Source organism: Microcoleus sp. FACHB-SPT15 (genome assembly GCF_014849525.1).
Classification (GTDB): Bacteria; Cyanobacteriota; Cyanobacteriia; order Cyanobacteriales; family Coleofasciculaceae; genus Symplocastrum; species Symplocastrum torsivum.
The window spans coordinates 21619-35265 of sequence record NZ_JACJNU010000033.1 but is presented as its reverse complement, the minus strand read 5'-3'; the positions used below and the strand labels follow the sequence as shown (position 1 = coordinate 35265).

At 43.1% G+C, this 13647-nt stretch carries 12 protein-coding genes; 7 read left to right on the top strand and 5 right to left on the bottom strand.

The window, feature by feature from the left end; genetic code table 11:
• Positions 1 to 129: 129 nt before the first annotated feature.
• On the top strand, positions 130 to 444 hold the full coding sequence (locus tag H6F98_RS11575; RefSeq protein ID WP_192218838.1) for a hypothetical protein: 315 nt from the start codon (positions 130 to 132) through the stop codon (positions 442 to 444).
• Positions 445 to 592: 148 nt separating this feature from the next.
• A complete protein-coding gene (locus H6F98_RS11570; protein ID WP_192218837.1) occupies positions 593 to 1096 on the top strand; it encodes a hypothetical protein in 504 nt (167 codons plus the stop codon).
• A 280-nt stretch (positions 1097 to 1376) separates the two neighbouring features.
• On the opposite strand, the gene H6F98_RS11565 is transcribed toward H6F98_RS11570, so the two are convergent.
• Complete coding sequence (locus tag H6F98_RS11565) at positions 1377 to 2282, bottom strand: CoB--CoM heterodisulfide reductase iron-sulfur subunit B family protein (RefSeq protein WP_192218836.1); 906 nt, start codon at positions 2280 to 2282, stop codon at positions 1377 to 1379.
• 320 nt (positions 2283 to 2602) lie between these two features.
• On the opposite strand from H6F98_RS11565, the gene H6F98_RS11560 reads away from it, so the two are divergent.
• Positions 2603 to 5041: a hypothetical protein gene (locus tag H6F98_RS11560; protein ID WP_192218835.1), complete on the top strand. Its 2439-nt coding sequence runs from the start codon at positions 2603 to 2605 to the stop codon at positions 5039 to 5041.
• 194 nt (positions 5042 to 5235) lie between these two features.
• Here the strand turns inward: H6F98_RS11560 and H6F98_RS11555 are convergent, their stop codons facing one another.
• Both H6F98_RS11555 and H6F98_RS11550 read right to left on the bottom strand, forming a co-directional pair.
• Complete coding sequence (locus H6F98_RS11555; protein WP_192218834.1) at positions 5236 to 6288, bottom strand: fatty acid desaturase; 1053 nt, start codon at positions 6286 to 6288, stop codon at positions 5236 to 5238.
• A gap of 192 nt (positions 6289 to 6480) precedes the next feature.
• On the bottom strand, positions 6481 to 6735 hold the full coding sequence (locus H6F98_RS11550; RefSeq protein ID WP_192218833.1) for a hypothetical protein: 255 nt from the start codon (positions 6733 to 6735) through the stop codon (positions 6481 to 6483).
• 379 nt (positions 6736 to 7114) lie between these two features.
• On the opposite strand from H6F98_RS11550, the gene H6F98_RS11545 reads away from it, so the two are divergent.
• The 4 genes from H6F98_RS11545 to H6F98_RS11530 all read left to right on the top strand — a co-directional run bounded on the left by H6F98_RS11545 (position 7115) and on the right by H6F98_RS11530 (position 10931).
• Positions 7115 to 7657, top strand: a complete 543-nt coding sequence (locus H6F98_RS11545) for a hypothetical protein (RefSeq protein ID WP_192218832.1) — start codon at positions 7115 to 7117, stop codon at positions 7655 to 7657.
• 61 nt (positions 7658 to 7718) lie between these two features.
• Positions 7719 to 8282 carry a hypothetical protein gene (locus tag H6F98_RS11540; RefSeq protein WP_192218831.1) on the top strand — a complete coding sequence of 188 codons (564 nt, stop codon included), beginning with the start codon at positions 7719 to 7721 and terminating at the stop codon, positions 8280 to 8282.
• Between the two features lie 768 nt (positions 8283 to 9050).
• Positions 9051 to 9845 carry a cobyrinic acid a,c-diamide synthase gene (locus H6F98_RS11535; protein ID WP_192218830.1) on the top strand — a complete coding sequence of 265 codons (795 nt, stop codon included), beginning with the start codon at positions 9051 to 9053 and terminating at the stop codon, positions 9843 to 9845.
• A gap of 723 nt (positions 9846 to 10568) precedes the next feature.
• Positions 10569 to 10931, top strand: coding sequence for a PleD family two-component system response regulator (locus H6F98_RS11530; RefSeq protein ID WP_192218829.1), 363 nt, complete (start codon positions 10569 to 10571; stop codon positions 10929 to 10931).
• Position 10932: 1 nt separating this feature from the next.
• Here the strand turns inward: H6F98_RS11530 and H6F98_RS11525 are convergent, their stop codons facing one another.
• Together H6F98_RS11525 and H6F98_RS11520 are read right to left on the bottom strand one after the other, a co-directional pair.
• A complete protein-coding gene (locus H6F98_RS11525) occupies positions 10933 to 11151 on the bottom strand; it encodes a hypothetical protein (RefSeq protein WP_192218828.1) in 219 nt (72 codons plus the stop codon).
• A 256-nt stretch (positions 11152 to 11407) separates the two neighbouring features.
• Positions 11408 to 13351, bottom strand: coding sequence for an alpha/beta hydrolase (locus tag H6F98_RS11520; RefSeq protein WP_199348422.1), 1944 nt, complete (start codon positions 13349 to 13351; stop codon positions 11408 to 11410).
• Positions 13352 to 13647 lie beyond the last annotated feature (296 nt).

The window sequence follows — 13647 nt, the reverse complement described above, 5'->3', positions numbered from 1 at the left end:
TCTTGCCAAATGTTTCAGGATTTGTAACTCTACATCCATTGCCCTACCTACAATGCACGAGGTTTACAGTATTTATTTCTTCATTCTAATTCTCGGAGAGTGACAGAAGAGGGATATGTGGAGTGGCACATGAGGAAAGCTTTAGCCCCAATCCTCTTTGATGATGAAAAAGTAACCGTTGAGCTAGAGGAGAAAAGTTCAGTTGTTGCTCCATTTAAGCGGTCAAAGCAAGCCCGTTCTAAGGCAGCCACTAAAAAGACATCCGAGAAGTTCCCTGTCCATAGTTTTCGGACTTTGATGGCTGATTTAGCGACAATTGTCAAAAATAAGTTCCACTCTAACGGGCTGGAAGCTGCTTTGACGTTTGAGAAAATTACTCAACCGACTCCCCTCCAACGAAAAGCTTTGGATTTGTTAGATGTCTCTTTAATTTGTACCCAGTAAGCGGCGAGGAAGATTCATCTCCAGCTTGCCCACTTCATAGGTTGTAGCCTTTTGTCAAAGGGGAACTTCCGTTCTAAAGGCTATTGGGCAGCACCTGAATAAGAAGTCTAATAAAGACAATGGGTTTGGAAAGACTTGCCAGATTTTATTGGCTATTACGTTCTGTCGGTTGGGTTATCTGGTGAAAAACCATTGCTCTGAAGGAGTAGATATAGACATCTGGCATCCCTCCAATTCATCCTCCTATTCGATTGAGGTGAAGACAACGAGCAAAAACACTGTGCAGTTGGGACACAAGGATGTTGAAGACTGGGAGAAAAAATCTAGAGAGGGCTACGAAACAGCATTTGCTGTCTTACGAATAGAGTTACTCTCGGATTGGATCGTTGTTAAAACCAAGGGAATTCCTACTGGCACCATCCTCATAGGAAGACTGCAAGGTCGGGCGATACCCCAGTTACAGGAGGAGGTGAAAGGGAAATTTCCGGAAGTCTTAGCCGACTATGCACCTCACATCCTGAATAAGCCTCAAGAGGATGTTCTAGCGTACTTAGATAAATGCTTGGAGAAGGAGAAAAAAAACTCCCTAGCTAGAGCCGATGAAAGAGCGTTTAATATATCCAGTTGCGATCGCTCTTTTTTAAAGCCGTAATTCTTAATCTACCTAAGCATTACTATAACTTTTGTTGGGTTGTTCTTGTACCCTGTAAAACCCAATTAATAGTTGGTAGATACACCCTATTCTTAATCGAAGAATATAATGTATCACACCCTAAAATTTTCTGCAATCTAACTTTAGGAATATGGGACGAGCTACTTTAATCAGTTATCGGTCATTGGTCACAGCCAATCAAGGACAAATGACCAATGACAACGAGCGATAACTTCTAAGAAGGTAGAGTTCTTTTTGAACCCTTAAAGGAAGCGATCGCTTAAAGCCCCAGTTTTTCCAGCACAGGTTGAGTCGAGACGATGTGTCGATCTAAACCCAACTGCTTAGGGCTAATCCCTAGGGCAAGGGCAACTAATTGAGGTAAGTGCAACACGGGTAAACCCAAGGAACTGCCAATCACCTTCTCTACCTCTGGCTGACGGGAATCTAAATTAAGGTGGCACAAGGGACAAGGTGTCACCAGACAATCAGCACCCGCATCAAGAGCTTCCTGAATATGCGCCCCTGCCATCTTGAACGATTGCGTTGGGGCATAGCTAGAAATTGGCCAACCACAGCACTGAGTTCGCCCTCGGTAATAAACAGGTGTCGCTCCAACTGTCTTAAACACAGTCTCCATCGACTCTGGATTAAAAGGGTCGTCAAAGGGTATAGATTTCTGCGCCCTTAGCAGATAGCAACCATAGAACGCCGCACATTTGAGTCCACTCAGCTTACGAGTTACCCGTTCCTGTAAAGCCTCCATTCCATAATCAGTAACCAACGCCCATAGTAAATGCTTGACCTCGGTGCTGCCTTGATACGGTGAACAGCCTTCTTTTTTGAGCAATCCATTAACCTGCTCAACATAGGCGGTATCTGTGTGTTGTAATTCCTTTAACCGCTCATCCACATGACCAATCACACCCTGACAGGTACTGCAATGGGTCAAAAGCGGCAGATTCAGTTGCTCTGCTAGGGCAATATTGCGAGCATTAACAGTGTCTTCCAGCAGTTGGGAATCTTCTTTGAAAGTACCAGAACCACAACAGGCAGCTTTTTTCAGCTCAATTAATTCAATACCTAATGCCTGAGTGAGTGCGGCGGTAGACTGGTAGAGTTCCCGGCAAGCCCCTTGAGCAACGCAACCGGGAAAGTAAGCATACTTTAAGGTTTTAGATGGCATAGCAATTGATAAGTTAGCCTCAATAGAGCCTGAGGTCTTGCTTCTATCTACAGAGATATCGGTTTACGACCACTCGATACTTCCACTTATTCTCTAACTCTAGCTATTATCAACCAGTTCTGCGGTAAGTCCCTCAGTGTTAACCTTCTGGTCGTGTTGGTTCCTCTGGACTAGGTTCTGAGTCTTCCCAAGTTTTGAATTTTGTAAAGGAGTTGCTCCACGTTCCAAGGAAAACAGGGAGAACGATATCAAGAATGTGGGGAAAAGTGTAAATTGGGATTGGTTTTCCAGAGCAAATAGAAGCGAGTGTACTGCAACCCATGGCAAGGAAAACTCCTCAAGATTCACAGAAACACCTGCCACCCGTTAAAGCTAGCCAGCGGGGAAAGAAACCCTCTGGAAAACCCATAAGGGCAAATGGCAAGACGAAGGTACCGCTCAAAAAGCAACCATCCAAGCCAAAGTCGCGGTTAAATGGCGGCTTGGTAAAATTAGGTGCGATCGCGATTATATTGGCTTCCGGTGGTCTGGTTGTCGGTGGCACTTGGCTTGCCATCCGTTTGATGATTGATCCAAACACTGTTCTTTGGCTCAATCAATTTTTGCCAGCATGGACTCGCATCCCCGTTGCCGCGAGTTCGTCGCCTCAGACTCTAGCGGCAATCCAAGACAAGATTCGCCAAAGCGGATTAATTACAGGAGAACCGCAGTCTCTCAATTCTGAGCTACTGTTGCCAATCTTGGCATCGAAGGCAGATTGTCAGACTGATTGTCAACAGATTGTTGAACTGAGAGTCTATCAGCCGATTGGACCTAGCGGGAATGAAACCTATTACCAGCTTGTCGCAGAACTTCCCATCGTTGGGCCAGAAGAGTATTTTGTTCTTTCTACCCCAGTCAGTGCTAAGGCGGATAACGCGGGAGTATCCCGTTCACTCCCTTTAACAAAACTGACTCGCTTTGACAGCAAAGCTCCAGGACAGGGATTCTGGTTCAACCTTTCAGGTCATCAGTCTAGTGGCGATACGCCCATGACTTACGGACAAATCATTCACTACAACCCTGACCAGATGCACCTGAGTATCATGTTGCAGTGGACTAGTCCGAATGAGTCCCAACCCTACTGGCAGGAAATAACTGGCGGTTCATCCGCTGAACTAGTTGTTGATCGGATGGTAGGATTGGAACCCCAGTTCAAGGTTTACCAAGTTAAACCCCGCAAGTTTGTGCCTGACCCCATATTTTTGGAGGAAGTTTCCCTGGCACAACCAGCACTGGATACTCCAACCTATCGCAATGGCATGATGCTTGCTCGGCATGGTTTGTGGTCACCAGCTCAACAACTGTTGAAGTCTCAGAAGTCCAAAAAGTGGTCAACTAGTGCCCAAGCGCAATTGGATTTTGTTCAACTGCACGCACAGGTGACTGAGGCTCAGTCTAAGCAACCTTGGGCAACCCCCAGCCAACAAATTCTTGCCAATCTCATTGATGGTCGTTGGGCAGATGCTTTACTAGTGTTTCAGTCGTCTGCGCCAGGTAGCCCGGTACAGGAGATTGCGACTTTTCTCAAAAACGATTCCGGCGGTTTGTGGGAGCGTGTTGAAGCCGCTCTTAAGGTCAATCCCAATGATGAAAATGTAAAAGCTTGGGGAGCCTTGATTCTAGCAGCTCAGCAAAACCGTGCAAAAGCGATCGCCTGGTTAAGACAGATTACCTTTGCCAATACTTTTGTATCAACAGCCGAGACATTCACACTCAATTATCAGTTTTATGAACTCCTCGACCACCTGGAAGGCACCTTCACCAATGCCTCCGGTGGTGACGGGAGCAAAATTATCGGCACAGCCCAACTTGTTCAAAAACCCAATTCTGCTGATTGGCTGCCACCAGCAAACAAAAACACGGGACTCGCAATCAGAAATATCTCGTCTCAATCCTCAACCCTACAACTAGAGCCACAGCAAGTTTGGTATCAGGTACAGGTAGGTGCCTTTAATGATGGTCAACGCTGGAAGCAGCAGCCGTTTTCTGATTTGCCACTTCCAACAATTGCCTATGGCTCGCAGCTATGGCATTATCTGGGCTTAGGGGCTAACTCTCGAATACAGATTACAGGCTGGACTGCCGAGGGAACTCAGGAATCGACAATCGCAACTGTCAAAGCCGCTGTTTATCGAGGTGGTACTCTACAACTCTTGGCAGCGGGTGAACCACTACTCTCAGCAACGCAAGGAACTGCTAATAAGACCAAACTTCTAGCACATACTGAAAGTTCACTTCGTTGGTTAGAGCCAGTTTCTATTAGCTTGTGGGACCTCAACCAACTACAGCCCCAGTGGATATCAACTATCCTTCCTGTCCTCCGGCGAGAGTTGCTCAAGAGCGGTCAGCTCAAATCAGAAGCATTGCCAAGCTTAACATCAATGCTTAGTGAAATAGGGCACTGGTCAGTGCGACCCATTGATTTAACGGGGAACAACCAACCAGAAGCCGTGCTAACACTTTACGAAGATCGTTCTGGAGCCTCGCAAAAGCTAGATGTTACACGACCGATTAATAACGATCAGTTGTACAAGCCCCGCACCCTAATTTTTTCTGACACAGGCAGCTTGCTCTATAACGAAATTTCTAAAGATGCTCAAAGCTCACTAACTGCGCTTGCCGATTTAGGAGATGGTGGTACTGCGGCTCTAATTGTCAATGGTTCAAACGCCTACAACCTCAAGCGCTGGTCAGTTCAGCGTCAGCGCTTTGAGTAGGACGAACTCTTGTTAGTCATAAGTGGAGGAAATCTCAATCATCTTTAGGAATTTCGCTCTCGCTTCGTGGCATTTGCCTCAATCGCAAATATTAATGCCGCCCTTCTTAAAATAATTAAGCACCCCCCAGTTGACAAAAAGGATGAAGGGTGCATTTAGATTAATTACAAGAGTGCTTTTTTGAATCTTTTACACTATCGCTTAGCGTAATAGTCTTTAAAAGTCTGATAGCATTCCTCAGCAGAATAGAGGTGACATTGCTGAGTAATCTGCTTCATGAGAGACCAGGAGAAGCGACACTCCCGCAGTTGACCACCCCACTTTTCTTGGAGACTGCGATGAGCTAACCGTAAGTTATAGGAAGGAATCGCTGTAGATAAGTGATGAGGGATGTGAACATTGATGTCATGGCACAGGAATTCTACCCAACCCGGATAATCGCAATGGACAGTGCCAAATAGCTGAGATTGAGCAGCGTTCCAATTTTCAGCCGGAATGAAGGGAATGTCAGGTGCTGTGTGGTGGACGATTGTAAAGGTACTCATCCAGAAGTGGTAAACCATCCAGGGTAATAGCCAGAATTTGACGAATCCCCAAATGCCAGTCGTAGCAATGAGTAAAGGAAATGCGATCGCAGCACAACCTAGCACAACCAACACCGAAAACTTTACCTGAGAGCGCTGTTTACCCTCAAACTTAGTCCAATTAAAGTGCAATCCTGCCCAATGCACGATTGAACCTACCCACCAACAACCATTGAGAACGAAGCGATACAGCCACTGCATCCAGGGGGCTTGGTTTGCGAAAATCTCTGGTTTAACAGGTTGCCATGCATTGTCTTCATCTAGCTTGTTGGTATGAGCATGATGGTGATTGTGCAGAATTCGCCAACTGTGGAAGGGATAAATCAGTGGCAAAAATGCCAAATGCCCTACCAAGTCATTAACCCAACGTCGATTAGCAAAAGAGCGATGACCACAATCATGGCCGATCACAAAAAAACCAGTTAACGCGGTGCCAGTGAAAATCCACAAAGGGGGTAAAAGAAACCAGGGGGCTAATGCCAAACCCCAGTAACCCAAGCAAACCATTAAGACATTCACAATCAACAACGTCCAAGCTTTGCGACGGTTTTTCTCAAAAACCTCACGCGGCAGAGTCCGCAAAATGTCTTTCAAGCGCAGGGAATCAGCATTAGCTGTAGAGGCTGAGCTTGGGATTGTTTCTCTATTTACCGATATAGTCATGAAAAGGTTAACTTCTCCAGCATTCAGTTGAGTAAATCACGAGTATGTAGGTACACAAAAAACCTGCCAGGGTACACACTCTGGCAGGCAGTGTTTTATTATCTGCCTGATAGTTGAGTCAGTAATATCAAGAGCAAAGACACCTGGGAGGGTTTCCAGGGTTAGGGGTAGTACATCTGACGACAAAATCTTCTACTGCCCCTGAAGACTAACATCAGGCTGAACAGAGTCCAGCCGTTGCTTTTTGAGTATTTGCAACTGCCGCAATAGGGATTCAACCTCTGCTTGTAAATGCAAGTACTCAACTTGTTGGTCCGCCTGATAGAGAGATTTCATTAATCTAATCAGGCGGGGGTCGTCAGTTGCGACTGTCGAGTTGTTTCTTATGGCTTGGGAGTCACTGATTGAACTTGGCGAGTCGATTAGACCAGATGAACGAGTTGACATTAGCTCTTTATAGTTATTTCTGCTTACTCACACCACTGGTCATTGTAGTTCAAACATCAAGCTTTGTTACATTGAATATGTCGATTTTCTAGTTGGTTGAATAGGGAGTAGGGGAAGCTTGGTTGGCATGTGTAGCTTTCAGCAGTCAGCTTTCAGCTAAATCTGCTCAATAGCACCTTCCCCACCGTCCTTAAGTAAGTGCCATTCCACTTAAGCTCCCTACTTTGCTCAAGCCAGGATGAAGTTTTTGCATATCTCCCTTGGAGTGAGAAATATAAACACCAGTAAATAACCTAGACAGTCTGGCAGTACCTTATGGTCAGATGCCTAAGGCTGAGGTACAACGTCTTGAGGATGCGATCGCTCTAATTGACTGACAATGAAATCACTGTCCTCTACCAGCTACATATACCGACTCGACCAGATGGGGAACCCGTTGCAAGCACCACTACTCCCTGGTCTTGCGGATGTCTACGTTGATGGCGAGTATATAGTATCTACCAACATTGCTACGGTGCCGACCAAAGGACAGATGGAGTTAGGGTTAGGGGTTGAGCAAGCCATCAAAGTCGCCCGGAACATGAGCTATCAGGAAGCTCGTTCCGGCGAAACACTTGTTGCCTTCAATGAATTGCACCACCAGATTCAAATTGATAGGGCTAACTGTCTATCTAGAGAGGCTCGAATTGAAGAACGGGAACGCCTCCCTATTTCTGGAGAAGATGCAAAAGTGGATATTCAGAGCGATCGCGTCTTACCTGAGTGGGAGAAGTATGAACAAGAGGAACGGGGTGTACCAATACGGGGTGGTTATCGCTGGCGGGTGCAACTACCGGGTGGCGAACACAGAACAGTATCAGTGCAATACACCATTAAGACATTTGTAGATAGTGAGCTAGTTGATGGGAATCGACGGGAGTAAATGTAGTACACCTTGAGTGATGTTTTTGAGAACTATGGAGCATCGAAGAGAGACTTTTGCTATGCAGCCAGAACCCTTACAGCAAATCATGGGCTACTACATTGAGGATGCTAAAAAATATCTCCAAGTGATCGAGCCGCATTTGCTAAATCTGCCAAGTACCATTGAAGACCCAGGCATAGTGAGTGAGCTATTGGGTGCTACTCGTTGCGGTATCGTTGGCGCAGCAAACTTACTCCCTATTAATAGCCTTCACATCAGTAGTATTCATAAAATTGGCTTTTGTTTAGTAGACTGTTTTACGGTTTTCCAGCACGAGAGGCGACTCAGGGTTGATCAAAAGCTAGAAGATTTATTAATGCAAGTGTTTTACACCCTCAATTCATTGATCGAGCAACTGAGGGAACCCTCTCGCTTGACGGAGGCTCAGGCTAAGCAAGTTATGTCAGAGATAGAGTTGATTAGAGAGGCTCTCATGGCTCACGTCAATTGGTTAGTGAAAGAATCGCGTAGTGATAACTCCCTAGAAGTCCCGCGCTTGCCAGATTCAGCAGATGATATTTCCTCTCTGGAAGATTTGGAATCACTGATCGATGAACTCTTGTTAGATAGTTCGTCAGCCTAAGTTATAGCAGAAGGCAGACGGCAGACGGTTTATCACAAGTACGTGGTTGTTTGGGCACTTAAATCTGCCCTAACCTTTATGGCTACAGCTATATTCAAAAGCGATCGCACAAGCAGTCGTTAACCCAAATTTGCGATCGCTCTTAACAATTCAATAATTAATCCTAGATGCACCCGTTTCCATCGTTACACTTCTAGAAGACCGCCCCTTAGTGCGGCGAAGTGGCAAAGCTAGCTTGTCTCAAGGGTTAGTGAGTCGGTCGAGAGAAAGTGGCATCTGGGCTTTGAGATAAATCTCTTCGTAAAGTATGTAGTTTTTTTTTCAGTTCCAAATGAGCCTCAAGCTTTACACGATAATGGTTAATGTTCCTATCACCCTATCAGTTGCCAAGCATTAGCTATAGATTATCCCTTAGCCTCGGTTCAGAACAATTGTAATTAACTTTGCTACTGTAAGTAGGCAAACCTGTTGTCAAGCCAACTTAACTCAGACGAAATTAACTAACTTAACTCTTTTTCAAAGTCTTCTTAGATCATCGACTGCGGCAAACTTTGTAGAACTCGATTCTTTTGCTCAGTTGGCTCAGAGTAGCTAAAAGCCTTAGAGCTTTGTTTTTATCTACTCTGAGCCAAAACTCTGGAAACAATCTTACAAATTAACTGTATTAAACTAGACAAGAAACTTCAGAGTCTAAACAGGCAAAACTTTAAGTTATTTGAAGCTAAATCTATATAGTTTTTATCTACCTGAGTGCAATGGCTTCAACTTATGAGTAAATTTAACTACGAATTAGTATCAACTCCCACATCCAGTCAAGCTATTAGCATACTTGAAACTATACCTGTTGAAGTAAGGACATGGGCGGCAAGCATCCCCTTGAATCAACGGCACTATATTTTATCACTATTATTTCATTTAATATCTGAAAATTCTCCAGAAACTAAGGCTGAGATTCTAGATGATTTTACAGCAGATAACTTAGTAGTAAAAATTCTTCAAGACCAAGTGCCAGAACGCCTAGTAAAACGATATTTAAAGAAGTTCCATATTAATAAGGAATTGGATGAATATGTTCTAAAAAATTATGTTAAACAGTTTTACATTCATTCTAGCCGTGATTTAAACCAACAGCCTTATTTTTATTTAGATTCGGTTATTCGATTAGTTCACAATGCAGAAGAACGTAATAAGTTCTTCTATTATATTTTAGGCTGCGAAATCCTCAAAATGATGTTTCAAATGAGTTGGTTTCAGCATGAACAACTGTATCAACTACAGAAGCATCAAGAGAGCTTTTTGAAGACATATATTAAGCCGATTCAATATGCTCATAAAATCAATAAAATCATTGTTCCTAGACATGAAAGTGTGTTTTTTGCTAAGCGTGACTACTTTATAAAAAAACCAAGAATTAAAAGTGAAAAATTAAATAGCTTAGTAATAGATACATTTACGACCTATACGGTAACTAATTTAGGTTTTTTAATTATTCATCATCTCAATTTTTTGGTTTTTGATTATGACTATATTTATAATTCTGAGCCAGAAGGCATTTTTACATAATAGATAATAGTTTGAATTGGGGGCGAAAATCCTCTATCTCTAAGACTTGGTAGGTTCACCAGCTACACATGGAACCTCCTCGGAGCGTTGTCCTGAAGACAGCATCGGGCGGTATAGCCCCGTAGATGCAGGGAGCCAAGCCTAAAAGAGAATTAAATTATCGTGTAAACGTGGACACTTGAGAGTGTTTTTGATAGCTTAATAATGGGTGTAAATGTGAAAATCAGCAGCCTACCTAGAGTGCATCTTTAAAACGCTTAAAACTGACTGCTCTATTTGGGCAGAAATCTAGTCTCTAAGATAGATAGAGTTTGTCGCTTCTACCACAACACAGCTTAACCTAACTTCTGCCTGAATTCACTCCTGACTAGCCTGTTAAAAAAAGCAATATAGATGATTGGCTAAACACTGTAAGCCACCGATAAGGTGTACGCTGTCAGTACTGACTTAGCAGCAGTTTGGGAACACATTTTGGGTGTTCAATGCAACTTAGTCATGTATCGAAGTGTAGTGACTAAGGCAACAGAGTCTAGCAATCCTTTAGAAATGCTTGAACTATCACTGACATAAGGTAGTCACTTCATGATGGACTAACAGACTTAAGCTTTCAAGTTAATCCAAACAATGCTCATCCGCAGGGTGATGCAATCAACTCTCAATGGCGTAACTTCCTAAGAGTTTGCCCCAGTCTATATTGTGCAAGGATTTTGAGGATAACTACACATGAGTAAAATATTGCTTGTCGAAGACAACCCTTCTCAGATGGCGTTGATGGAGAGTTACCTACGTGAGAGCGGTCATATCGTCATTCGTCTATCTGATCCCAAGAGCGCTTTTAATAAGGTAATAGAACAACAGCCTGATCTCATTGTTACAGATGTTGTGATGCCCGGAATGAGCGGATTTGAGTTGTGTCGTAAACTCAAAAACAATACAGCTACGGCTAATATTCCTGTTATCATTTGTTCTTCTAAAGATCAGGAAATTGACCGCCTTTGGGGAATGAAGCAAGGGGCAGCCGCCTACTTGACCAAACCCTTCTCACGAGAACAGCTACTTCGTACCGTTCAATTAGCTGTGGTGTGAACTACCACTCATCCTTCGGCGCATAGTCTACTTGTTTGGAGTGATTAACAGTTTGCCAACCATAAAAGGTTGAGATTTTCACTCCAGAGCCATCAACAGAAGGAATACCATACGGGATTTCTCCATAGTTGTCATTCATGTGCGCCATGAATACAGGTAGCGTTCCGGGTTCGTAGTCTTCTGGTTTATCTGCCCTGAAAAAGGCTAACTGACAAGGCATAACGCTTAGGGGTAAGTTTAGTCCTAGATTTGCCAGAAGCAATTGCGTCCAACTACCTGTAGTAATCACCAACTTGGCAGCAGAATAGGTTTCGAGTTCAGTTCAGACTGCGACGCGATCGCTTTTGCACGATACTTGAATAACCGGGGTAGTAGCTTGTATTACCGCCCCCTTTGCCTGTGCCAAACGGATGTGAGCGAGACACCGTAAGATTGTGCCATAACTTAACGGCTGCTATGTTGCTTAATCTGTAGTTCTATTTACCAGAATTTAAAAGGTTTTCAACCCGCCGAGAAAGAACTACCTGAATATGCTTTTTCCTAGCCTGGGTTGACAGTTCACTAAGCTGTTCATTTAGAGAAACACCAGGTTTCAAGTTATTTAGAAAGCCTGTAAATCCTAGAAAAGCTAGTTCACAGATTGCTTGATGGCTAAACTTTCCATAAAAATAACCACCGTGAACATTTATGTTTTCAGAGCCACGTTTGAAAAAATAAGCATTAATTAGCCGAAAGTAATCCCAATAATTCAGAACAGGTTTTCTAAGCGCATAGCTAACTATCCCCTCCGATTGGCTTCCTTCTTGAAGTGTGAAGTCCGTATAGTCTGTGCAGTCAAAATATGTAAATAGATCTGCAACTGGCAAATCTTCAACTAAATTTGACTTATCTTTTTCAACTGTATTTGGAGGTCGTAGTTCAGTTAAACTTCTATGTTCCTGATTTGAAACACGAATTTCAAGTTCTAGATAAGGCTTTGTAAGCTCTCCATCTTTTAAATTGACTATTCCATAGTCTTGCTCTTCCAGTTTCCGAACTCGACGGTCATCTTTATTCTCAAAACGCTTAGCTGTTAAATTACCTAGTCTATAACCACTGAAGCGGGTTCTTGCTGGAAAGCTGAAATAATTTGCGGCTGTTGAGGCAAGACGTAATGCTAAATCTCCCTCATTACTGAAGACATAAGCTTCCTCACATCGACGTAGAGAAGACCTTAAAAAATTGCCTCTCCGAGGCATGATCGATTCTGTAGGGATATCAGGTGCAACTAGAATTAACCTACCCAGAGAAAAAACACGACCAATCTCTGAAGAGGGATTCTTTTGAATTGAGTTTGGATCAAACACGTCAGAAAGGATGCGTATCGTGTTTGTAACTACCATGCATCCCATACTATGACCGATGAAATTTAATTTAATCTTAGGAATTTGGTTGATGATTTCTTGCTCTATTTCTGCTTTCTGGCTTGCCTTCTTCCAGAGTGCCATTCTCTTGGCTCTATCTGCGGCTTGCCATGCTTCCTTTGTTTCTCCAATCTCATTGAGTAAATCTTCTGTTAGGTTTTTGGTTTCAATGAGATCAAAAAGTTTAGTCTCAAATACGGCTTGGTCGAGCTGTCTAAGTAGTTCAACTAAATCTAGAACACCATAGTTAGTTGCTCGATAATTGTCACGTAAGTAGGTAGCTAGTCTTAAGGCAATTAGAGCTAAAACTATAGCCAAGGAAGCGATAAATAAGATGAGGAGGACTACCAGTAAACTTTGGGGATTAACTGGACTAAAAATTGCTACTGCACCTATTAGCAGTCCTAAGAGTAGTACCCAAAGCGGTAACCGAGGTAATAAGGGAATAGCATCTCCTAACTTCAGGAGAACTAGTGTAGCGAAAATCGCAAAGATGCCAATTGATAACAATACGGTTAAGGCAGAAAAGGCACGAGGTTGTACAAGTATTAATAAGGTTGTAATGATGCTAAGTACTAACGCACTACTAAAAATTCCTGTTAAAAGAGTTGGTAGCGACTTAAGTGCGTAGCCTAGCTTATCTTGAAACGAAATAGCTTTTTGGTTAGAAGGTTCACGATCAGGTTCATCTTTCATTGGGTTTTCAGACGGCCAACAGTACCCAAGAAAAACTGAGCTTTTGGGTTGACAAATACTAGTAGCGTACTTGTGAATAATTCTAAAACGCTCTTTTGCATCAGAGCGCTTAGTTCCATAACCATGTATTGATACCACAATTTGTGGGTTATCACTTTCTGCCAAATACCGAGCCATTTCTCTAAGTGGCTCTTCTACTGAAGTATTTGGATAGGTAGGTTCGTCTTCGACGTTAATGGATGCTGTACTTGTTACATAATATCCAACAAGATCTTCGGTAAAGCCCTGAATTGGATCAATAGAGAATGCTGAATCGGTCATCGGTTTATTCTTGCTGCAAGTCTAGATATTGAGTTGATGAAAGGAAAGAAGATAAGGACTCCTCAACTTAGCTTGCCAGGTTGACCACTTGCTGCTACCTAGTTAACTAAAAGTTTAAAAGAAAGCTTACTTAAAGCAACCTGGAAGCGTGAGTTGATTTACCTTTAGTCACTCCTTTAAAAATCCTGAATGAGCTATACAATAGATTGGATTCATTTAGACATAAAAACCTACGCAAGAGCAGATTTGAGACATAATTTAGCATAGAAATTTACACAGTCTAAACTCGCGATCGC